The 21,907-nt window shown below is 52.0% G+C and carries 17 protein-coding genes; 9 read left to right on the forward strand and 8 right to left on the reverse strand.

All coding sequences use genetic code 11. From position 1 onward, the window contains the following. Positions 1 to 260: 260 nt before the first annotated feature. Positions 261 to 1,814 (forward strand): amidohydrolase family protein, encoded by a 1,554-nt coding sequence (locus tag ACN0YD_RS05900; RefSeq protein ID WP_417317771.1) that lies wholly within the window; start codon positions 261 to 263, stop codon positions 1,812 to 1,814. Positions 1,815 to 1,853: 39 nt separating this feature from the next. Here the strand turns inward: ACN0YD_RS05900 and ACN0YD_RS05905 are convergent, their stop codons facing one another. Next, positions 1,854 to 2,552 (reverse strand): GntR family transcriptional regulator, encoded by a 699-nt coding sequence (locus ACN0YD_RS05905; protein ID WP_417317773.1) that lies wholly within the window; start codon positions 2,550 to 2,552, stop codon positions 1,854 to 1,856. 225 nt (positions 2,553 to 2,777) lie between these two features. Here ACN0YD_RS05905 and ACN0YD_RS05910 point away from each other — a divergent pair, with 225 nt between their 5' ends. The 7 genes from ACN0YD_RS05910 to ACN0YD_RS05940 all read left to right on the forward strand — a co-directional run bounded on the left by ACN0YD_RS05910 (position 2,778) and on the right by ACN0YD_RS05940 (position 13,428). Further along, positions 2,778 to 4,976 (forward strand): TonB-dependent receptor, encoded by a 2,199-nt coding sequence (locus ACN0YD_RS05910; protein ID WP_417317774.1) that lies wholly within the window; start codon positions 2,778 to 2,780, stop codon positions 4,974 to 4,976. Between the two features lie 116 nt (positions 4,977 to 5,092). Continuing rightward, positions 5,093 to 6,160, forward strand: coding sequence for a DUF1611 domain-containing protein (locus tag ACN0YD_RS05915; protein WP_417317776.1), 1,068 nt, complete (start codon positions 5,093 to 5,095; stop codon positions 6,158 to 6,160). Then, complete coding sequence (locus tag ACN0YD_RS05920) at positions 6,157 to 7,134, forward strand: dipeptide epimerase (protein ID WP_417317778.1); 978 nt, start codon at positions 6,157 to 6,159, stop codon at positions 7,132 to 7,134. The genes ACN0YD_RS05915 and ACN0YD_RS05920 overlap by 4 nt, the downstream gene beginning before the upstream one ends. Before the next feature lie 42 nt (positions 7,135 to 7,176). Next, positions 7,177 to 9,078 carry a serine hydrolase domain-containing protein gene (locus tag ACN0YD_RS05925; protein ID WP_417317780.1) on the forward strand — a complete coding sequence of 634 codons (1,902 nt, stop codon included), beginning with the start codon at positions 7,177 to 7,179 and terminating at the stop codon, positions 9,076 to 9,078. A 27-nt stretch (positions 9,079 to 9,105) separates the two neighbouring features. After that, the gene (locus ACN0YD_RS05930; protein ID WP_417317782.1) at positions 9,106 to 10,272 is read left to right on the forward strand and encodes a dipeptidase; all 1,167 of its coding nucleotides are present in this window, start codon (positions 9,106 to 9,108) and stop codon (positions 10,270 to 10,272) included. A 38-nt stretch (positions 10,273 to 10,310) separates the two neighbouring features. Further along, positions 10,311 to 12,221 (forward strand): serine hydrolase domain-containing protein, encoded by a 1,911-nt coding sequence (locus tag ACN0YD_RS05935; RefSeq protein ID WP_417317784.1) that lies wholly within the window; start codon positions 10,311 to 10,313, stop codon positions 12,219 to 12,221. Between the two features lie 55 nt (positions 12,222 to 12,276). Next, positions 12,277 to 13,428: a DUF819 domain-containing protein gene (locus ACN0YD_RS05940; protein WP_417317786.1), complete on the forward strand. Its 1,152-nt coding sequence runs from the start codon at positions 12,277 to 12,279 to the stop codon at positions 13,426 to 13,428. A 73-nt stretch (positions 13,429 to 13,501) separates the two neighbouring features. Here ACN0YD_RS05940 and ACN0YD_RS05945 read toward each other — a convergent pair whose 3' ends face one another. From ACN0YD_RS05945 to rimK, 7 genes are all read right to left on the reverse strand, one after another. Beyond that, complete coding sequence (locus ACN0YD_RS05945; protein ID WP_417317788.1) at positions 13,502 to 14,173, reverse strand: hypothetical protein; 672 nt, start codon at positions 14,171 to 14,173, stop codon at positions 13,502 to 13,504. Positions 14,174 to 14,401: 228 nt separating this feature from the next. Continuing rightward, positions 14,402 to 15,721 carry a magnesium transporter gene (gene mgtE / locus ACN0YD_RS05950; protein WP_417317790.1) on the reverse strand — a complete coding sequence of 440 codons (1,320 nt, stop codon included), beginning with the start codon at positions 15,719 to 15,721 and terminating at the stop codon, positions 14,402 to 14,404. Further along, positions 15,714 to 16,574, reverse strand: a complete 861-nt coding sequence (locus ACN0YD_RS05955) for a magnesium transporter MgtE N-terminal domain-containing protein (protein WP_417317792.1) — start codon at positions 16,572 to 16,574, stop codon at positions 15,714 to 15,716. Before ACN0YD_RS05955 ends, mgtE begins: the two co-directional genes overlap by 8 nt. Next, positions 16,567 to 17,457 carry a mechanosensitive ion channel family protein gene (locus ACN0YD_RS05960; RefSeq protein ID WP_417317794.1) on the reverse strand — a complete coding sequence of 297 codons (891 nt, stop codon included), beginning with the start codon at positions 17,455 to 17,457 and terminating at the stop codon, positions 16,567 to 16,569. Before ACN0YD_RS05960 ends, ACN0YD_RS05955 begins: the two co-directional genes overlap by 8 nt. Positions 17,458 to 17,520: 63 nt before the next feature. Then, positions 17,521 to 18,858, reverse strand: a complete 1,338-nt coding sequence (locus ACN0YD_RS05965) for an HlyC/CorC family transporter (protein WP_417317796.1) — start codon at positions 18,856 to 18,858, stop codon at positions 17,521 to 17,523. A gap of 2 nt (positions 18,859 to 18,860) precedes the next feature. Beyond that, positions 18,861 to 19,901: a succinylglutamate desuccinylase/aspartoacylase family protein gene (locus tag ACN0YD_RS05970; RefSeq protein WP_417317798.1), complete on the reverse strand. Its 1,041-nt coding sequence runs from the start codon at positions 19,899 to 19,901 to the stop codon at positions 18,861 to 18,863. Between the two features lie 3 nt (positions 19,902 to 19,904). Then, positions 19,905 to 20,819, reverse strand: a complete 915-nt coding sequence (gene rimK / locus ACN0YD_RS05975) for a 30S ribosomal protein S6--L-glutamate ligase (protein ID WP_417317800.1) — start codon at positions 20,817 to 20,819, stop codon at positions 19,905 to 19,907. A gap of 137 nt (positions 20,820 to 20,956) precedes the next feature. On the opposite strand from rimK, the gene ACN0YD_RS05980 reads away from it, so the two are divergent. After that, positions 20,957 to 21,832 carry a LysR family transcriptional regulator gene (locus ACN0YD_RS05980; protein WP_417317802.1) on the forward strand — a complete coding sequence of 292 codons (876 nt, stop codon included), beginning with the start codon at positions 20,957 to 20,959 and terminating at the stop codon, positions 21,830 to 21,832. The last annotated feature ends 75 nt before the right edge of the window (positions 21,833 to 21,907 follow it).

Consider the following 21,907-nt stretch of genomic DNA (forward strand, 5'->3'; position numbering starts at 1 on the left):
AACGCATTTACTTTGTGATTTTTCATTCACTCCATGACAACGGTGAGAAACATATTCTTTTGCCGCTCTAAGACCATATTATGGTCATGAAGGGCGTCATGTATTATAAAAAATATTATTTAAGCAGCCAAAAAGTGATTGATAATAAAACAAGGCAGCTATAACTTGTGGGGACAATCGTTCGGCTGGCGGCCTCCAGATCGGACAGCTGCGGATTGCCGGTACTGACCGCAAGATAAACCAAGAAAGGGCCTGGAATTATGACGCGTTTTTATCTTTGTATTGTGCAGATCATGTTGATGCTCGCATGTTGTGTGATGCCTGTCCGGGCGGACGAGACTGATTTCGATATGGCAATTGTCGGCGGCAGGGTGGTTGATCCGGCTTCCGGTCTGGATGCTGTCAGGAATATAGCCGTTAAGGGTGATCGTATTGTCCTGGTCACAAAGGAAACGATCACTGCGCGGAAAGTGATTAATGCCGAGGGCCGGGTGGTCAGTCCCGGTTTTATTGATCTGCATGCCCATGGTCAGAACATTCTGGCCTCCCGTGTCCAGGCATTGGACGGGGTGACGACGGCGCTCGAGCTGGAGGTTGGCGTTCTTCCCGTCGGGGCGTTTTATGACATGGTGGCCAGGGAAGGCCGTCCGATCAATTACGGCGCTTCTGTTAACTGGGCAGCGGCACGTATGGCCGTATTCATGGATGTGACGCCTGAAGCTGATCAGCGCTGGGCAGAGGAACTTTTCGCTGACAGGCAATGGCAGGACGAGATCGCCAGTCCGGAGCAGCTCGAAGACATTTCCCGCATCATCCAGCAGGGGTTAAATGAAGGCGGGATCGGTGTCGGGTTTTTGTCCGGATATGCGCCTGCGAGTGGCCATAAGGAATATTATGCCATAACCAAATTGGCGGCAGACAATAATCTGCCGACCTTTACCCACGCACGCTATCTTTCCATGCTTGAGCCGGAAAGTTCCTTTGAAGGGATGGCGGAGATCATTTCTGCTGCGGCCGGTACCGGCGCGCATACGCATATTGTTCATCTGAACTCCATCAGCCTTCGTGACATTGATATAATCGGGGACATGATACTGGGAGCTCAAAAACAGGGCCTTCGTGTCACGACCGAGGCCTACCCGTACGGGGCAGGGGCCACAAATATTGGTGCGGCCATGTTCCGGGGGGAAAACTGGCGGGAACGGGCCGGTGGCCTGTCGGCGCAGAACTTTGATGTTAACGGCAAAAGGCTCTCGGAAGAGGAACTGGCCCATCTGCAGAAAGAACAGCCGGGGACAGCAACGGTCATTCATTTTCTGGAAGCTGGAGACCCTGGCGACCAGGCAATGCTGGATAAATCCGTCATGTTTCCAGGCGGCGTCATTGCTTCTGATGGCGGGGGCTGGCTGCTGAACGGCAAGGAAGTTCCGCAAGATACATGGCCCCTGCCGAAAACCGCCTGGAGCCATCCCCGTAGTGCGGGTACTTTCTCACGGTTCCTGCGTCAGTATATGCGGGAGAAAAAAGCCGCAACGTTGCTGGAGGCCATTGAGCGAGTGAGCTATGGACCGGCCAGGATTCTTGAAGACGAAGTGCCCCAGATGAAAAACAAGGGACGTTTGCAGGCCGGTGCCGATGCGGACATTGTGATTTTTGATCCTGCCACGGTGACGGACAACGCCACCTTCGAGAATCCCGCACGGCCGTCGACCGGATTTGACTATGTTATTGTGAACGGGGTCGTTCTTGTGGAGAAGGGAGTGCTTGATACTTCAGTTCTGCCCGGAAAGCCTGTTTGTGCCACCTGTGACTAAAACAGGGAGAAGGGGATGAGGCGGCAACTTGTTGCCGTCTCAGACCTTGAGGTTCTGGGTATAGAATTGTTCCTGTGAGAACAGGGTATTCAGAATCCGGTCTTCGGTCTGCATCAGCAGGTCCTGCATGACCTTGCGTGTCCGGCCCGGTTCATCATTTTTCATGACACTTATGGCCATTTCCATCTGTTCCCGTGAATAGAAGAAGCTGTTGTTGATTTTGGTATAGAGCCAATAGATCCGCATGGCTGTATCTTCCAGTTGTTCCACCCAGTCCAGAACCAGGGGGTAACCGGCTTTTTTCACAATTTCCAGATTCAGTTTCTTGTTGGCTTTCAAGACGTCGAGGGCGACCTGGTCGTTTTCGATGGGCAGCATGTTCTCGATTTTGTCCACCAGTTCCATAAGGGCCGGATAGTCCGCATTGGGGGCTGCCAGGGCAAAGACCTCTGGCAACAGGATTTTCCGCAGCACGAAATTTTGCTTGATTTCCATCAGGGTCAACGGGGCGACAAGGGTTACCCGCGGCGAAATGGAGACAAGAAAATGTTTGGCAGTCAATCGTTCCATCAGGTTGCGGGCGATAGAGCGGCTGATGCCGAACATATCGGCAAAGATATTTTCCGACACTTTCTGACCGGGCGCCAGCTTCTGGGTAACGATAGCATCCATGATCTGAATGTAGACGTCATGGAACTCATCCCGGGCATCCCCGTTTCTGTTGATTTCCTTGGTCATTGGTTATTAACCCCCGGTTTCTGTGTTTTTCTTCGGATTATTAGCCGGTTAGCCGATTTTAATCAAGTCGGCAATCTTGAAGGATCCTCCATATAATACAGCTAAATGTAAAAATAACATTTACAAAAATCGAAAAAAATAATATTAAGACAGTTATAAAAAGGGTATAAATACTAATTAGGCAGTTTAAATTGTGACCAAGTGTTAAAAATGGAGGAAACAGGAATGCAGATTATTAAAGGAAAAGCAGCGTTACTGGCTGCAGCATCAACTCTGGTGCTGCCCCTTATGGGTCAGGCGCAGGCTGAGGAATCAGCGGAAGAGGCGATTCAGTTTGAAGAGATTGTGGTGACGGCCGGACGGCGCGAGCAGAACCTTCAGGACGTGCCGGCGGCGGTTACTGCGGTGGACCCGAGTGAGTTTCTTGAGAAGGGCATCAAGGGGGTTGGCGGTATTCTCGATTATACTGCAGGTGTATCCTATAGTGATTCCGGGGTAATCGGCCGTGGCAGCATCGCCGCACGCGGTGTCTCTCAGACAGAAGACACGCCGGTTTTTGGCGTTTATCTTGATGATACACCGGTTTCCACAAATACCGCCTTTGCACGCGGGGGGAGCGTTCTCTTTGATGCCATGCTCATGGATATTGAGCGGGTCGAGGTGATCAAGGGGCCGCAGGGCACATTGTACGGCGCCACATCCGTTGGCGGCATGATGCGTTATATTTCCCGCGATCCGGCGCTGGAGGAATTCCGCGCGACGGCCGGGGTGGATGTGTCCACGACTGACGGCGGTGACTGGAGCCGGGATATCAGCGGTCGTGTCAGTATTCCGCTGGTTCAGGACAAGCTTGGTGTGACTTTGTCCGGATTTGACCGCGAAATTGGCGGATATGTTGATTATATGGATCTTGGTTCGGGGGAAGTGACTGAGAATGTTAACAGTGCGGATGTTTATGGTTATGCGGCGGACGTTCTTTTCGAGCCGACGGAAAAACTGCGTTTCCGCCTGAAGTACCTTAAACAGAAAACAAGTTATCCCATTGGTGGTGCTGTTTACCTGGCCGATCTGGAAACAGATGAAGGAGCATTCGGCGATTACGTTACCGTTGATGAGCTTGGAGACAATGCCATTGATTATGAAATTGCCTCAGGTACCGTTAGTTATGACCTGGGCTGGGGGGAGATTTCATCGACAACCAGTTATGTGCAATATGAAGTTGGCGGCGTCAGTGATGTTACGGCAGTTTATGGAGGGTTTATTGATTTTCTTTCCGGTCAGGCGCCGGGAACGACGACATCTGTAAAGTTTCTCAATTCAGCTGGATCCGAAAAATATGTTCAGGAACTACGCCTGACAGCGGATCGCATGGGCAATGTGGAGTGGCTGGCTGGCCTTTATTACACAAGCGAAGAAACTTTCAATCTGCAGTTTCTTGATGTCACACCTGTGGTGAACGCGGCTGATGCGAATTTCCCATCCGAATATGAGGAATATGCCGCCTTTGCAGATGTAACCTATTATTTCTCTGACGAATTTGATGTGACTGCGGGGATGCGCCTGAGCAAATCCAATGTGGATCTGGCGTTTGCGTCATCAGGACTCCTGTTTGAAACAACGGACGAGGAATATCCGACACTGGAAGATACGGTTGATACCTATCTGATAGCGGCCCGTTATCGTCCAATGGATGAGCTTTCGCTCTATGCCCGTATCGCGAGCGGATACCGACCCGCTACAAGCGTTCTTCCGGTCAGTGGTTCAGAACTGAGTGAGGTGATGGAATCAGATCATGTCTGGAGTTATGAGATCGGCGCCAAGGGGGCGCTGGCGGACAATATGTTCAGTTATGATGTCGCCTTCTGGATGATTGACTGGTCGAATTTCCAGACTTCGATCATCGTGAACAATATCTCGACAAGCGGCAATGCCTTTGACGGGGTGAAAGGTCATGGTTTTGAAGGCGCCTTTATTTTCCGGCCTGTCGAAAATCTGACCGTCAATGCGAATTTCGCCTATGCCAAGAGCACGCTTAACTCTTACGAGGCGCAGATTGGCGGCGCAGATGGAGATGATGTTCCCCAGGTTCCGGAATGGACATGGTCTATCAAAGCGGATTACGGCTTTGATCTGGTTTCCGGATGGATGGCAAATCTCGGCGGTGGTCTGCGGTATGTGGGGAAATTCCAGACAGCCTTTTCCAATCCTGATGAAAACGCTGCATTTCCCAAGGATACGCAAAACGACAGCAGGCTGGTTGCTGACCTGAACCTGTCGCTTTCAAACGAAAATATGTCTGTTAGCCTCTATGCAAACAATCTGTTTAACACGCGCTCACTCGTTGGACGCAGGGATACGGCTGTTTCCATAGGCTATTTTGAACGTCCACGGACAGTTGGTGTGAGTATGAAAGTGGATTTCTAATCCCTTTCAATTTGCTCTCCGGGATGCTTTTGGCCAGTGTTCCGGAGAGCCTGTTCTTTGCCGCTTGAGGAAGCGGTTCTAACGATGCACGCAGTAGTGCAATTTGGATAAATGGAATGCGGAACAAGCAGGATAATATTGAAATACGCGCACCCTACCTCATTTTTGTGGGGGCGGAGAGCAGGCCGGACATGGCAAAGACCGGCCGAGGTCTTGTCGAATGGCGGCCTGAGCTTTGCAAGGGACAGCTGCGGTTGAGTAACGACGCGGTTGATCTGGGGCTGCCGGATCTGACCCTTGAGCTGGCCAGGGATATCGGAATCAAATCTCTGGTGATCGGCACCGCGAGTGTCGGTGGCGCCATTCCCGAGGAATGGTATGAGGTGCTTCTCAAGGCCATTCGTCTGGGACTGGATATTGTTGCCGGCGTCCATACCAGACTTTGCGATACGCCTTTCCTGCGTGAGGCTGCAGAAAATTCCGGTGTCCGTCTTGTGGATATCAGGGTGCCCCCGTCTTCCATACCTGTCGGTAGCGGCAGGAAGAGGAGTGGTCGGCGCCTTCTGACCGTGGGAACCGATTGCGCGATCGGCAAAAAATACACGGCGCTTGTTCTTGAACGTGAAATGAAAAAAAATGGCATGAATGTTGATTTCCGGGCCAGTGGCCAGACCGGCATCATGATTGCCGGGCAGGGAATTCCCATTGATGCGGTTGTCGCTGATTTCCTGTCCGGTGCGGCGGAACTTTTGTCCCCCGACAATGCCCCGGATCACTGGGATATCATTGAAGGGCAGGGCGGTATTTTTCATCCCGGGTTCGGGGCGGTCAGCTACGGTCTTCTTGTCGGGTCCCAGCCTGACGCTTTTGTAGTGTGTCATGAACCTGGCAGGGAGTTTATTTCCGGCTGGGAGGGATACAGGCTGCCGACGGTGGAACAGGTTATCGAACGGACCACAGCTATTGGCTCGCTGACGAACCCGAACATCCGTTGCGTGGGCGTGAGCCTCTATACCGCCAATCTCTCCGCGGCGCAGCGCAGGGAAGCGCAGGAGGATATCACCCGGCGTACCGGTCTGCCCTGCATTGACCCGCTGATAGATGGTGTCGGCAGAATTATCGAACAGATGAATTCAGAATTTCCTCCGGTCCCGGACCAGAGCCAGGTGAGTAAAGCAGTATGAAACTGAGTATCGAAAAAATTTCCTTCCCCATGAAAATGCCCTTTGAAATTACAGGGCATGTTTTTGACGGCATTGATACCGTGCGGGTAACCCTCGAAGACAAGGGGGTTATCGGCCGCGGCGAAGGCGTTGGTGTTTATTATACCAATGATTTTGCCGATGGTATTATGGCGCAGCTCGAAGAAGTGGCAGGGCATATAGAGGCAGGTGTAATTCGTGCCGAGGTGCAGGATCTGCTGCCGCCGGGGGGAGCCCGCAATGCCCTTGATTGTGCTCTGTGGGACCTGGAGGCAAAAAAGGCCGGCAAAACTATCTGGCAGCTTCTCGGTATGGAGCCGCGTAAACTTACGTCTGTCTGTACAGTCGGCATTGATACGCCTGAACAGATGGGGGAGCAGGCGAAAAATCTGTCCGCCTATCCCAATCTGAAAATCAAGCTGAGTGGCGATGATCCGATTGTCAGGCTTGAGGCCATCCGCAAAGCCAGGCCGGATGCGACCCTGATCATTGATGTGAACCAGGGCTGGAGCTTTGAAGAACTGAAAGAATATATTCCCCACACGGGAAGGCTCGGCATTGATATGATCGAGCAGCCGCTGAAAAGGGGTGAGGATGAGGAACTTGAGGGGTTCGTGTCTGAAGTTCCCCTTGGCGCCGATGAATCCTGTCTTAGTCTCGAGGAGTATGAAACCGCCAGAAAGCGCTATGATGTGATCAACATCAAGCTGGATAAATGCGGTGGACTGACCGAAGGTCTGAAGATTGTAAAACGGGCGCAAGAGGATGGCAAAGGTCTGATGGTCGGCAATATGGTGGGGACGTCCCTTTCCATGGCCCCGGCCTATGTGGTCGGGCAATTCTGCCGCTTTGTTGACATTGACGGTCCTTATTTTCTGAAACAGGATATTGAGCATGGGCTGGAGTATGGGAATGGAGGGGTCGTAAGCATTCCCGCAGCCAAACTCTGGGGTTAGAGGGATTACCACACAGGAAAAACAAAAGGGAAGAGCATAGAAATGACGAAAATGATAAAAAGGCTGACAAGCCTGTTGGTGGTGATGGGGCTGTGTTCCATGACCTCAATCGCAGTCGGGCAGGGTACGGACAAACTGGAACCGTATCCGGGACTTGAACCGTTTATTGATGGCCTGGTGGACAGCCAGATGAAACTGCTGGATATTCCGGCTGTCACGGTGTCTATCGTCAAGGACGGCAAGCTGATCTTTGCCAAGGGCTATGGTACCGCTGACTTTGAGGAGAAGCGGCCCGTTGACGCGGAAACCTCGCTCTTCCGTATTGGTTCCACCTCGAAGCTCTTTACCTGGACCTCTGTGATGCAGCAGGTAGAGCGCGGAAATCTTGACCTGGATACGGATGTAAACAAATATCTCAAGACCTTCCAGATTCCCGATACTTTCGATGAGCCGATCACACTTCGGCATATCCTGACACACACAGCAGGATTTGAGGAAGGTGCGCTTGGTTATCTGATTCAGTACACCAAGGAAGGTACCCTGCCTCTTGCGGAAGCTATGGCAAAATATGTTCCTGCGCGCATTAACCCGCCTGGAAAATATTCTTCCTATTCCAACTATGCCACGGCTCTTGCCGGTCTGATCGTACAGAATGTCACCGGTGTGCCGTTCAATGATTATGTGAAACAGAACATTTTCGATCCGTTGGGCATGGAACATGCTACCTTTGACGAGCCGTTGCCGGAACACCTGCAAAAGGATATGACTACCGCCTACAAGCGGGAAAACGGGGTGCAGACACCCCAGCCGTTCGAGTTTATCTCCTCCTTTGCGCCGGCTGGCGCCGTATCTGCCTCGGCGGTGGATATGTCAAAGTTTATGCTGGCGCACCTGAATGAAGGCCGTCTCGGTGAGGCCCGTATTCTTAAAACTGAAACGGCTAAACAGATGCACTCGACAATTTTCCGGCCGGATGAGCGGCTCGGCGGGATGGCTCATGGATTCTATGAAGAGCGTCTCAACGGACATCGCCTGATCGGTCACGGCGGAGACACCATGTTCTTCCATACCAACATGCTTCTCGATGATGCCGAGGATCTGGGGATATTCGTTTCCTACATGACTCCGGAAGGCAGCAAGGGCAGGAACGAATTCATTCCCGCATTTTATAACTATTATTATCCGGAAGAGCTGAAGTCTATTACACCGTCGGCCGATTTTGATGCACGGGCGGACAAATATGCCGGCAGCTATATTTTCTGGCGTCGCAATGAAAGCGGTTTTGAGAAGTCCCTTGGCCTGCTCAGTAACGGCCTGTCCGTTGCACCGACTGGTGAAGGCACGCTGCTGATTGCCGGGCTGTTTGAGCCCCGTCAATACGTCGAAATCGGCGAAAACCTGTTTCGACAGGTAGACGGTACGAACATCATTGCCTTTGGCGAGGATGAGAACGGTGTCGTGAAGGATCTTTTTATTGATCAATATCCTTTTATGGCTGCTCGTCGTGCGCCGGCTTTCGAAGGCTCACTTTTCAAAATGATCCTTCCTCTGGCTTCTCTCGCTTTATTCCTGACAGTATGGGTCGGTTGGCTCTATCGCCGCAAGGAATTCAAAACAATGCAAAAAGCGGAGCGTCAGGCGATTGCCCTTTCACTTGGTACAAGCGCCGCGTTCCTGCTGTTTGTGGTGTCATTGGGAATTATCATGGTGGCCCAGTTTGATGAGCTCTTTGTCGATATCCCGGTAACCCTGACCCTGACTCTCATTTTGCCGCTTGTGGGCATCCTGTTGACGGCCGGTATGGTTTATTTTGCTGTACGCGTCTGGAAGGACAAGTTCTGGCGCCTGGGCAGGAGGATCCATTACACGCTTGTGACACTTGGGGCGGTCTATATGGTTATCTTCTGCTGGTACTGGAATATGCTCGGTTTCCAGTACTATTAACCGGAAACGGACGTGAAAGGATAGCTCATGTCGAATAACCCAACACTGAACCGGCGCGTTTTCCTGCGCGCCGGCACATCGGCAGCCCTGGCGTTTCCCATGATCAACATGGGGGCCTACCAGGTCTTTGCAGCCAGTGAGAAGAAATACAGCGGCCGGGCGGTCGATCTTGTCGCCCGGACCAGGGTGTTTGACATGCTGTCTATCCTTGCGCCTCTGGGGTCAATGATGACAGCCGCTTTTGGCGATCGCCCCAAGCAGAAGGATGCTTATGCAATTCCGAAGGAACATATCCAGACTCTTCTTTCGTCCGGGGTCGATGTGTTTCATCCAGCGGTCGGCGTCGGGGCTGATGAAGCAGCCACCTTCGTCGGCCGTATGAATGCGCTGGTTGGCGACTATCCGGAATATTTGCGCCGCATTGATTCCGTTGCCGATTTTGCCGACCTGAAAAAGGGCAAACGGGTTGGCTTTATCATCGGCATCCAGAATGCGGATCATTTCCGGGAACCGGATGATGTCAATCTTTACTATAACCTGGGCCAGCGGGTCAGCCAGCTCACCTATAACAGCCGCAATCTGATTGGCACCGGTTCCACCGACCGAAGTGACGGCGGGCTCAGTGATTTCGGCGTCAGCATTGTCGAACGCATGAACGAAGTGGGCATGGCAGTGGATGTGTCCCATTGCGGTGACCAGACAACCCTTGATGCATTCGAGATATCAAAGAAGCCGGTGCTGATTACGCATTCAAATGTGCGCAAGCTGGCCGGTGGACATATTCGCTGTAAATCCGATGAGGCGATTAAAGCGATGGCGAACGCCGGCAGTGTGATGGGGATCACCGGCGTTCGTCAGTTCGTTAGTGCCAAGGAACCGACCACGCTGGAAAATGTGATCGATCATATTGATTATATTGCGAAACTGGTCGGTGTGGAGCACGTGGGGATCGGCTCCGATATGGATATGGATGGTTATGATGATATTCCGGAGCCGGCCTACAGCGCCCTCAAGGGGGGCTATAAATCATCCTACGCCTTCCGGGACAAACTGGATACTGACGGTTTTGATCATCCAAAGCGGATATTTGATCTGACAGAGGGACTCATCAAAAGGGGCTATTCCGACGTGGATATCAGCCTGATACTGGGGCGCAATTTCGAACGGGTCCTTGGGGATATCTGGAAAGCTTAAAGAACAAACTGCTATTAAAAGCAAAAAGGGGTAGAAAAATGCAGCTGGAGTTACAACTAAAAAAGATAGCCAGCCTGGGTATGGCCCTGGTCGCGGCTTGGATATTTGGTACTCCCTTTGTTCAGGCAGAGGGTTTGGTTGTCACTGATCCCAAAGTGGTTGAAGCCTTTGTTGACGGGGCCGTCAAACCCGTCATGAAGAAGGATCACAGTCCCTCCGGTGTAGTGGCCGTGATGAAGGACGGCAAAATGATATTTGCCAAGGGATATGGTTACCAGAATGTGGAACAGCATATTCCCGTTGATCCGAAAACAACCATGTTCCGGCCCGGTTCCATTTCCAAGCTTTTCACCTGGATCGCCGTCATGCAGATGGCGGAACAGGGCAAGCTGGATATCGATACGGATGTGAATGTCTATCTCAAGACGTTCAAGGTAAAGGACAGCTGGCCCGGTCAGCCGGTCACCCTGCGTCATATCATGACCCATACGGCCGGTTTTGAGGATGGATCCCTTGGTTATTTGATTGTAGATGATCCGGCTAAAATCATGCCTCTGGCAGACTCTCTGGCCATGTACCAGCCGGAACGCGTAAAAGCCCCGGGCGAAATTGTGGCCTATTCAAACTGGGGAACGGCGCTTGCCGGGTTGATTGTGGAGAATGTTTCCGGGCTGGAGTTTAATGCCTATATCCAGAAATATATTTTTGATGTTCTTGGCATGTCACGCTCAACCTTTGTCGAGCCCCTGCCTGATCACCTGGAGCCGCTGATGGCCAAAGGCTATATCTGGCAGGGTGGCAAATATGTTGAACAGGACTATGAAATTATTGCCAATTTCGGACCAGCTGGCGCGGCTGCGGTAACGGCATATGACATGACGCGTCTGGCCTGCGCCCTGTTGAACGATGGTGCCTGTGAGGGGAACAGGATTCTGAAACCTGAGACCTTGCAGCAGATGATTGACGAAGGCTTCAGTCATGATCCCAGGGTGCGGGGCACGGGCCTTGGTTTTCTGAAACGTGATTTGGGTCCGGACGGATTTGATAATTTCGGCCATGACGGGGCGACGACGCTTTTCCTGTCCCACTTCGGCCTGTCGAAAAAAGAAAATTTCATGCTCTTCACCTCCTTCAGCGGACCTGGGGGCAGGGCAGCGCATAACGCGCTGGTGAAATCATTTTATGATGAGTTTTTCCCGCAAGAGCTTCCAGTGGTGGCCCCGGAAGAGGATTTTGCCACCCGGGCCCTGAAATATGCCGGGACCTATCACAACAGCCGCAACAGCTACAGCAAGATCGAAGCCCTGATGCGGCCGCTCAGTGAAATGAAAGTGGCCGTGCTTCCCGACAACAGCCTGATGATCGGCGATAAACGGTATGTTGAGGTGGATAAAAACCTGTTCAGGGAAGTGGACGATACAGGGCGGATTGCTTTCCAGGAAGACAAGGACGGTGTCATCACCGGGTTTGTGCTGGACGGGTTCGGTGTCATGCGGTTCTACCGTGCGCCTTTCTACGAAACGGGCGGTTTCAACTTTCTGATCCTCGGGGTTTCTATGATTGTCTTTGCCGGGGTTTTCCTGCGATTGGCGTATCAATGGTCGGTTTACAGGGCGATGCCGGTTCCGGCACGCCGGGCGATGGAGGCTTCGTTTTTGGTGGCCGGCCTTAATCTTCTGACCCTGATCCTGGCGGTATGGGCCTTCAGGAATGGTTTGGGTCCAGTGATGTATGAACTGCCCTTCAGTATCAAGCTGTCGGTCTTCGTTGGGACGATGGCGACACTGGCCGCATTCTATCATCTCTTGAGGGCGGTGCTGGTGTGGCGGGAAGGCCTGTTCAGCGGCTGGTGGGCCAGAACCCGGTACACGGTGGTGACGGTCTGTGCGCTGCTCATGGCCTGGTTCTATTTTTACTGGAACATTTTCGGCTTCAATTATTTTAGTTAGGACCCTCCCGGGGGTCGGTGTCTTCATGCCGATCCCCGCTTTTTTTGGAAGTTTTATGCCTGATACTTCGCTGATTTCTCCCGACTCCACATTGCTGTTGCTGGGTATTCTATGCCTGATGGCAGCCTTTGGGTTCTGGCTGGACAAGACCCGCATCGGGCGGAATATTTCCGGGGCGGCCGGTATCCTTGCCGTTTCCATGGCGCTGTCCAATTTCGGCGTGTTGCCGAAATCGGCTGATGTCTATGGTGTGGTCTGGGGCTATCTTGTGCCGCTCTCCATTCCCCTGTTGCTGTTGAAAGCGGACTTGCGCCGGGTTATCGCCGAAACCAAAGGCATGATTGTGGCTTTTTTCCTGGGGGCCACGGGGACGACACTGGGTGCCCTGATCGGATTTTCAATTTTGCCATTGGGAGAAGAAGCTGCCAAACTGGCCGGGGTGTTCAGCGCCACCTACATTGGGGGGTCCATGAATATGGCAGCGGTGATCCAGTCCGTTGATTTGACGCCGTCCCTGGCCGCGGCAAGTATCGCGGCGGATAACGTGGTTGGTGTGTTATATCTGTCCTTTCTGGCGATTGTGCCGTCCCTTTGGTTTTTCCGCAGGTTGTTGCCGGCGGCGGAAATCGAAGAGGCGAACGCGCCGGAGCAGGCGACTGAGCAATCAGATGCGGCAGCTTCAGGCCTTGACCTCAAACATATGGCATTTGCCCTTGGCTTGTCTCTGGTGATTTGTGCGCTGGGTGAATTCCTCGCCGTGTTCGCTGGCTTGCCCGGCTACAGCATCATGTTTGTGACCGCGATTACCCTGCTGGTGGCCAATCTTTTTCCCCGGCATCTCAAGCATCTTAAGGGCGACTACGAGATCGGGCTCCTGTTCATGTATATCTTTTTCGCCGCCATCGGCATCAGTGCCGACATTGCGGCCCTGCTGGACAAGGCCTTTTCCATTGTACTTTATGCCGCTATCATTGTCGTCTGTCATGCGGCAGTGATTTTTGCCGGCAGTCACTATTTCAGATTGCCGTTGATGGAGGTGGTGATCGCCTCAAATGCTTGTGCGTCCGGCCCGGCCAGTGCGGCCGCTCTGGCCGCGGGCAAGGGGCGGGTCGATCTGGTGGCGCCTGCCGTGTTACTTGGCGTATTTGGTTATGCCGTGGCCAACTTCGTTGGCGTGACCCTCAGTGTCTGGCTTTCGGGCGGGTAAATACGACTGACAAAAAAGAAAGGACCGCAGCCTGTGATGCGGTCCCCTGTATGTGGTCTTTTCTGACGATGTATCAGAAAGTATAGGTCAGCCCCAGGGAAATCACCGGGTAATAACGGAAGAAGTCGATCTCGTCGGCCACATCCTGCTGTTCCTGCTGGATATTTTCCAGGAATATTTCATTGTCTGACAGTGTCCCGCCGGTGGAGGTCAGGGATACTCGCGGAGAGCCTGTAAAGATAACGCCGATGTCGGCGGTGAAATTCCAGCCGCCCTCTTTCTTCACATTATGTCCGAACCCGATACCCAGATAGGGGGAGACGTCGCGGAAATCAATCTTGCCGGCGAGGGCGCCGACCTGCTCCCGTGTGTAAGTGTTTCCGCCAATGTTATAGGTGGCGGCATCCACGGCCAGGCCATTCAGGTTGTTCTTGTCCCATACGCCGCCGGCTGTAAGCCTGAAGCCATTGTCAAAGGGGTGAACGTCTACGAGGAAGTTCAGGCTTTTGAGTTCCAGGTCGAGGTCATATTCGATATCGCTCTCTTCCATGGATTTGTTGAGCTCAAAATAGTTGAAACCGAGACGGAAAGCCATGTGATCGTTGAGAGCTGTGGCCAGTTCAACCCCGACCCCCTGGGTGCTTGCCTTCAGAGCGGCAGAAGTATCAGCGTGAGCCTGGGAAAATCCTGCGCCAAATGACGTCAGGACAATAAGTGCAGTAATATACTTTGCTTTATTAATCATATAGTTAACTCCGTTTTTTGCCTTGCCGGAACGATACTTTTTTACCGGCGGAAGACAGCCCCTCCCATAACGGAAACTGTCGATCAGGCGCAGAGATTAACTTCATATCCTTTCGATTTGGTTACCGGAAAAAGGCTGAATACCAAAGGCCACCGGCAAGCTTTGCGCTGATCTGGTGAGACACCAATCTCATTGCCGGTCAGAGGCCAGCGACGGTGAGGGGCGGGATCAGCTTTCCAGAAGGCTCGCCAGTGCTGTTGCAATACCAAGGAATGACAGAAACCCTGCAATATCCGTTATGGTTGTCAGCACAATGGAGGACGACTGAGCCGGATCAAGGCCAAACCGTTTCAGAAGGATCGGGACAACGGCGCCAGCGACACTGGCAATGGTCATTGAAATGATCATGGCCAGGGCCATAACCAGGGAAAGCCCGATGTTCTGACTCCAGACATAAACACCGGCGGAACAGGTCAGGGCAATGCCCAGGCCATTCATCAGGCCGGTCCCGAATTCCTTTATCATCACTTTCAGCCAGTGCCGCATCGTGATTTCCCTTAAGGTCAGGCCACGCATGGTGACCGCCAGTGCCTGGGCTCCCGCATTCCCGGACTGTCCCGCAGCAACGGGAAGCAGGATGGCCAGGGCGGTAAATTTGGCGATTGTATCTTCGAATAGCCCCACGACAGCGGCTGCGAGAAAAGCAGTCAGCAGGTTTATCTGCAGCCAGGGAAGGCGTTTCCTGACCGCAAAGAGACTGCTTGAAAGGGCTCTTTCGTCCTTGCTCGCACCCACCATCGTCTGCATGTCTGCAGCAAAATCCTCGCGAAGAACGTCGATAAGGCCCTGTCCCTCAATCACCCCGACAAGCCGGTGATCCCCATCGACAACCGGAATAACGTCGACCCTGTATTTTTCAAGTTTCTCGACCACATCATCCTTGTGATCCATGGCATTGACGTAAACGGTTACCGGCAGGGCAAGGGCCGCCAGCTTTTCCGACCCTTCGGCAAGGGCGATCCGCTGGATGTCCACCTGCCCGTGAAGACGCATGTTATCGTCCAGCAAAAACAGATGGTGCAGGGAATCCATTTCCTTATGCTTGATCTGGTCCAGGGCGCGCTCAACCGTGAAGTTTTCATTAAAGGCGATAATATGGGTCTGCATCAGCCGTCCCGCAGTATTGTCGGGATACTCCAACAGGCTTTCAAGTTCCTGGGCGACACTTTCATTCATGAGATCCAGGTAATGCCTGCGACGACTTTCATTAAGTCGGCTCAACAGTGTGGTGCACAGACCGGTGTCCATGGTGCTGAGAAGTTTGACGGAAAATTCATCCGGCATATTGTCAAGAAAGGTCTCGGCTATACCGGGTGAAAGCCTCTCGATAACATTGGCAACCAGATGAACAGGTTGATCAAGCAGGACTCCGACCGCATCGGGAACCTGAAGGGTTTCGAGGCGTCGTGCGGCATCTCCCGGAAAATTCAGCAGGAAAGCTTTATTAAGGCTGTAAACCGGATCATTATCTATAATGGCTTCAGACATCTTTTACCGCTCCTTTGTTTGCAGACCTGGTTTCGATGATGTCGCCAACACTTTGAAACAGGGCGAGAAGTGTTTGTCCGTAGACTTCAAAAATGCCTGAAGCGGGATCCTGGCCGGGGAGAGAAGTGATCTGGGTGGTTAACTGGGTCAGGCCCCTGTGCAGGTCGGAATGGCGCAGGACGCCGATAAACTGTTGCCGGCGGTTGACGACCGGCATTGAGTCATATCTTTCCCAGTCCTTGTGCCGGGCTATATTTTGCAGGTAGGAACGCCCGAAAAGTGTTTGGCATCGTCTTTGGATCAGGCGGTTTACGTTTGTTTCCGGTTGGGTGCGAAGCAAATCGGCAAAATGTATCCGACCGACGAGCGAGCGGTTCCGGTCCACAACAAAAATAAAATCGCACTGAATAACCTTCTCGGCATCTTTCATGCTGTTCAGGGCCTCCTTGGCCATACTGTTTTCAGTCACGGTGATGACATGTGGTGTCATCCATGCCCCGACTGTATCCTCGGAAAAACGTAATAAAAGTTCACAGCCTGTTCTGGCCTTGAAGGGCAGTTCCTCAAGAATCTTATTTCTGAGTTTTTTGTCCATCTGTCGCAAGATGGAGGCAATCATACTGTTGTCCAGGGGGGATATCAGGGCCGCAGATGTGTCGGGGGCCAGAAATCTGCAGACCCTGGCGGTGAACTGCGGCAACATCCTCTGGAGTACCGGCGCAGCATATGTCGACGGAATCTGACTCAGCAATTCCGCAACTTCGCCGGCGTTATGTTGCTCCAATGTGGAGGCGGCTAGTTCCGGATGGTCCTGCAGCATGGCAAGGGCAAGGGAAATTTTACGCTCACTCATCTTCAACCTCCTGTGATTCAGTCTGTTGCTCCGGGGGAGCTGTGATGAAATCGTTGCTCAGGCGGCTCACCTGTTCCTGGAACATCTTGGCGGGTACCACCACCCGCCCTGTTGCTGTGTCCAGAATGATTGATGTCTGGGTAACTTCCAGGATTTCTCCATCATGGTCGCCAATATACATATGCTCACCGATCCGGGCATGTTTGCGGATATTCTGGGCGCCCAGAATATTTTCGACAAAGGTGCGGGCGCCAAGCCCAAAGGCCAAGGTGGCACCGGCCAGAAGGAGCCCGATCGTGACGACGATAATGGTTGTCAGGAAATGCACGTTCAGGCCGACCTGCTCCACGCCGATGATAATGGAACTGCACAGGATAAATATCTGGGCGATTTTCGCGAGCAACGGTCCCTGTGTGATATCTGCACTGGCGGCAGTGCTAAGGATACCGGACCGGGCCGCATTGCCTAGCAGGAAGCCGGCCAGGATGATAAGCAGTCCGGTGATCAGGCTGGGCAGAAATACAATCAGGCTATCCATCCAGCCGGTAAACATTTTCCAACCCAGGAGATTTGCGCTGGCGGCGATAAAGAACATCAGAACGGCCCAGAAAACGATCTGGCTGGTGATAACGGAATAGGACCTTTTTAATCTTTCGCGTTTGTAGCCATCGACTTTATCGGTCCTTTTGAAAAGGAAGTCGAGACCCTGAACCAGCTTCTTGGTCGCGAGCTTTAGAAAATGCGCGATAAGTACGCCTGCCAGTAAAAGCGCCAGGGCACCAGCCAGTTGCGGGGCATAGTTGACGGCCTGTTGTGATATCTCCTGGAAGGTTTCATCGATTGCTGTACTCCAGCTGAATGCTTTCATCGTATTCTCTGACATGGCCTATCCTTTCCGTCTCTGTTCTGCTTTCGTGATCCGGTAAACCCTGTTATCCGGTTCCCATCAGGTTGCTTCCTTGCTTTTATCGACTTCTTCGCTTTCGCCCTCAGGCAGGACCTTTTCCACCTCTGTGGGTTCAGTCAGTTTCCGGATTTTGACGCGGGTGATCTGGGTCTTGTCTTTGGCAAGAACTTTAAACATGAACTCACCAATCTCGAAGACGTCGTCAACTTCTGGAATTCTTTGTGCGGCAGCCATGATATATCCGGCAACTGTGTTGGCATCCTCATCGGACAGGTTCCAGCCCAGTTCGCGATTAAGGTCGCGAATGGATATGTCACCATCGACATTGTAGGAGCCGTTCTTGAAACGCTGAATTTTCTTTTCAACAGGCAGATCATGTTCATCCTCAATCTCGCCAACCACTTCCTCGATAATGTCCTCAAGGCTGATCAGGCCAGATACACTGCCGAATTCGTCAACTATCATAGCAATATGTTTTTGCTTTTCCTGGAATGCCTTGAGCTGATTTTTTAAAGTAATGGTTTCAGGCACAAACCATGGATCCCGGACCAGTGATTTTATATCGATTGTCTCATCGCCGTCTTTTCTATTCTGGACCGCTTTGAAAACATCCTTGCTGTGCAGGAGCCCGATGATATTGGTCGGGGAATGATGCCAGACAGGCAACCTGGAATGGGAGCAATTGGCCATAAAATCAATAATTCTCTCCGCCGGTTCGTCGATATTCACGGCAACCATGTCGCTACGATGAATCATAATTTCTCTCACCTCCGTCTCGCCAAGGTCAAAAACACCACTGAGCATGTCCTTGTCATCTGTCAGGACATTCCCTTCCTCATGGTATAAGTCGACGGCCCCGCGCAGGACCTCGACGCCGGACATTTCCTCCGGCGGCGCCATGGAGAACAAGGCAAGAACCTTGTCAACAATGACCTGCACGGCGATCGTGAAGGGGGAAAGGATTTTTGTAATTATGACAAACAGCGGCGCCACGGCCAGGGCTACCTGTTCCGCATGACGGACTGCATAGGTTTTGGGCAGAACTTCTGCAAAGACCAGAACAAGTACTGTCATGATCCCGGTGGCATAAATCACACCTTCTTCGCCAACATAGCGAATAGCCAGAGCAGTGGCGATTGCCGAAGCAGCAATATTGACTACATTGTTGCCCAGAAGGATGGCGCCAATCAGGCGCTCCTTGTTTTCCCGGAGTTTACTAACCAGGATCGCACGGCGGTTTCCTTCCATTTTCAGCTTATGAATTTTTGCCCGTGTTACTCCTGTCAGGCCTGTTTCCGAGCCGGAAAAAAAAGCCGAAACAATGATCAGCCCAAGAACGGACAGAAAGGGCAGGGTAAATGAAGAGGAGTCTTCCATGATTATTCCTCGTATTCCTGTTCTAGATTTTCCTCAAATACTTCCAACTGCTCTTCCACCGCGCCGGAATCCTCGAAAGTCGCGATATGGAACAATGCATCGCCATTATTGACCAGGGGGATCATGGTCTTGCCGATGATGATCCCGGTCCTTTGTGCCTTGACCAGGATCTTGTCCCCTCCATAAGGGTCAGACAATTCACCCAGTATTTCACCTTTTTTGACCAGCGTGCCGACTTTCTTGCGAATGCGCAGGCTGCCGCTGTGCGGTGCCCGTACCCAATAGCTTGAGCGGGCGACAAAGGTTTCTTTCTGAGAGGACTTTCGTCTTCTTTCCCGTCCCTTGATCATGCCAATGGATTCCATGACGGCAAGAATTCCCATCAAACCCGTCTGAATGACTTTTTCTTCATAACGTAGTGCTTCACCACCTTCGAAAAGAAGCATGGGAATGCCTCTTTCCGCTGCGGCCTGGCGGAGTGAGCCGTCGCGGATTGTTGAGTTGATAATCACCGGCACGCCAAAGGAATGTGCCAGACGATTGGTTTCCTCATCATCCAGACAGGCCCGGATCTGGGGCAGGTTTGTCCTGTGGATGGCCCCAGTATGCAAGTCAATCCCATGGGTGGATTTAGCCACGATCTCTTTCATAAAGGTATTGGCGATTTGGCCTCCCAGTGAACCTTTGCTCAGTCCCGGGAAACACCGGTTCAGGTCGCGACGATCGGGCAGGTACCGGGAATTGTTGTTAAACCCGATAACATTGACGATAGGAACCGCAATAAGGGTTCCTTTCATGTTTTTACCGATGCGTCTACTCGCCAGAAGACGCTTGACGACCTCCACACCATTGATTTCGTCACCATGGATCGCTGCAGAGACAAAAAGAACCGGACCGTCCTGTTTGCCGCGCACCACCATTACGGGGACTGAAATGCCAGTGTAGTCAAATAGCTTTGTTACCGGTATTTCAATCCGTTTCCGTGTCCCCCGGGGGACAGGAGTGCCACAAATTTCAAATGGCTCGTCAGGGGTTTTATTCATGAATTATCCCTTGCCCTTCATTTTATTGGGTCCCTTTTGGGAATCCTTGACGATATAGTCAATGATCGCGCCGGCAACATCCTTGTTGGTTGCCTGTTCGATACCTTTCAGGCCTGGGGAGGAGTTGACTTCCAGAACGAGTGGGCCATGTGCGGAACGAATGATGTCCACACCCGCCACGTCCAGGCCAATAACCCTGGCGGCTTTTACAGCGATCGCCCGCTCTTCCGGTTTCAGTTTCACCAGCGTTGCAGACCCACCCATATGAAGGTTGGATCGGAATTCACCCTCTGCAGCCTGCCGTTTCATGGCGGCGACAACTTTGTCACCAATGACAAAACAGCGAATATCCGCCCCGCCGGCTTCTGCGATAAATTCCTGAACCAGGAAGTTCGCATCCAGCCCGCGGAAGGCATTGATCACGCCTTCGGCTGCTTTCGCGGTTTCGGCCATGATGACACCAGCACCATGGGTACTTTCAATGACCTTGACGATCAAAGGCGCCCCGCCGACAAACTCGATAAGATCTTCTGTGGCGTTGGCAGAGTGTGCATAACTTGTTTTCGGCATGCCAACACCTCTCCGGGCCAGGAGCTGGTGAGCGCGAAGCTTGTCCCGGGAGCGGGCGATGGCGATGGATTCATTGACAGAATAAACTCCGCCAACCTCGAACTGACGCAATACAGCCGTACCATAGGCTGTAACGGATGCGCCGATACGTGGAATCACCGCATTGAAGTCAAGTCTCTGTTTGGTGCCACCCCGCTTGTAATATACGGTGGGATCGTTTGCCGTGATATTCATGTAGCAGTTCAGAATATCCACAACCTTGACTTCGTGGCCCCGTTCCTTGGCAGCCTCGATCAGGCGCTTCGTGGAGTAGAGGTTGGGATTCCGGGACAAAATACCGATTTTCATCTTCTTTCCTTTGGTCTCGTAAGAATGTTCAGGGGTTATATTCAATTAAAATACATCCATTAGTCAAACGCGTTATTTTCAAGGATAAAGTGAGTTTTACTTATGCATTTTGGATTTATTTGATATAAAACCAGATTATGGACATAACACTTGTGAAAACTTTTCTTGAAGTCGTGGCGTCGGACAGCTTTGCGGCAGCTGCTGATAAATTATACGTTTCCCAGTCTGCCGTGAGTTTGCGAGTTAAGTCCCTGGAAGAACAACTGGGACGAAAAGTATTTGTTCGCAGTAAAACAGGTATTAAGTTAACACCTGCAGGCCATCAATTCCAACGATATGCGCAAAGTATCCTACAGGTCTGGGAAGAAGCAAAGCAACAAGTTGCGGTTCCCGAAGGATATCGGGATGTTTTGGTGATTGCCGGTGAATATAGTCTGTGGAACAGGCTACTTATTCGCTGGCTCCCCCTTATGGCAGATCATATGCCTGATATTGCCTTTCGGGCAGAAGTCGCCCGCCCAGACCGGATCACCCGTCAAATGATTGAGGGAATCGTTGACATGGCTGTCATGTACACGCCCCAGGTGCGTCCGGGAATAAATGTGGAAACCTTGTTCGAAGATACCATGGTGTTCGTGACCACTGACCCTTTAACCACGGAAATAGATGATAAGTATGTTTTTGTGGACTGGGGGGAGGAATTTACAGCATTTCATGCCACACAGTTCCCGGATTATCATCATCCGAGGATGACCTTCAATCTTGGGCCTATCACCTTGAATTATCTTCTGAATATTGGTGGAAGCGCTTTTCTGCCTAAACGGCTGGTAGATCCTTTTGCCGATGATGGGCTGCTTTTCTTTGTTCCGGATATGCCCGAGTTCCCCTTTCCGGTGCATGTGGCCTGGCGGGACCAGATCAAGCCCAAGATTGTGGAGCAGGCTATCATCCATTTGAAAGATATTGTGGATCAAACCCTCAATAACGAGCTTCCCGCGCCGTTCTGGAGGTGACGGTCTGACAGTTACCAGAAATTTTACAGTCACTAGAAATTTTAAAGCCGCTATTAATCGATTTATTGATCGTTG

Source organism: Emcibacter sp. (assembly GCF_048269205.1).
Classification (GTDB): Bacteria; Pseudomonadota; Alphaproteobacteria; order Sphingomonadales; family Emcibacteraceae; genus Emcibacter.

Bases quoted from the DNA above. Each gene is read 5' to 3' on its own strand.
- ACN0YD_RS05900 (WP_417317771.1), top strand. From the start codon at position 261: ATGACGCGTTTTTATCTTTGTATTGTGCAGATCATGTTGATGCTCGCA.
- ACN0YD_RS05905 (WP_417317773.1), bottom strand. From the start codon at position 2,552: ATGACCAAGGAAATCAACAGAAACGGGGATGCCCGGGATGAGTTCCAT.
- ACN0YD_RS05910 (WP_417317774.1), top strand. From the start codon at position 2,778: ATGCAGATTATTAAAGGAAAAGCAGCGTTACTGGCTGCAGCATCAACT.
- ACN0YD_RS05915 (WP_417317776.1), top strand. From the start codon at position 5,093: ATGCGGAACAAGCAGGATAATATTGAAATACGCGCACCCTACCTCATT.
- ACN0YD_RS05920 (WP_417317778.1), top strand. From the start codon at position 6,157: ATGAAACTGAGTATCGAAAAAATTTCCTTCCCCATGAAAATGCCCTTT.
- ACN0YD_RS05925 (WP_417317780.1), top strand. From the start codon at position 7,177: ATGACGAAAATGATAAAAAGGCTGACAAGCCTGTTGGTGGTGATGGGG.
- ACN0YD_RS05930 (WP_417317782.1), top strand. From the start codon at position 9,106: ATGTCGAATAACCCAACACTGAACCGGCGCGTTTTCCTGCGCGCCGGC.
- ACN0YD_RS05935 (WP_417317784.1), top strand. From the start codon at position 10,311: ATGCAGCTGGAGTTACAACTAAAAAAGATAGCCAGCCTGGGTATGGCC.
- ACN0YD_RS05940 (WP_417317786.1), top strand. From the start codon at position 12,277: ATGCCTGATACTTCGCTGATTTCTCCCGACTCCACATTGCTGTTGCTG.
- ACN0YD_RS05945 (WP_417317788.1), bottom strand. From the start codon at position 14,173: ATGATTAATAAAGCAAAGTATATTACTGCACTTATTGTCCTGACGTCA.
- mgtE (WP_417317790.1), bottom strand. From the start codon at position 15,721: ATGTCTGAAGCCATTATAGATAATGATCCGGTTTACAGCCTTAATAAA.
- ACN0YD_RS05955 (WP_417317792.1), bottom strand. From the start codon at position 16,574: ATGAGTGAGCGTAAAATTTCCCTTGCCCTTGCCATGCTGCAGGACCAT.
- ACN0YD_RS05960 (WP_417317794.1), bottom strand. From the start codon at position 17,457: ATGTCAGAGAATACGATGAAAGCATTCAGCTGGAGTACAGCAATCGAT.
- ACN0YD_RS05965 (WP_417317796.1), bottom strand. From the start codon at position 18,858: ATGGAAGACTCCTCTTCATTTACCCTGCCCTTTCTGTCCGTTCTTGGG.
- ACN0YD_RS05970 (WP_417317798.1), bottom strand. From the start codon at position 19,901: ATGAATAAAACCCCTGACGAGCCATTTGAAATTTGTGGCACTCCTGTC.
- rimK (WP_417317800.1), bottom strand. From the start codon at position 20,819: ATGAAAATCGGTATTTTGTCCCGGAATCCCAACCTCTACTCCACGAAG.
- ACN0YD_RS05980 (WP_417317802.1), top strand. From the start codon at position 20,957: ATGGACATAACACTTGTGAAAACTTTTCTTGAAGTCGTGGCGTCGGAC.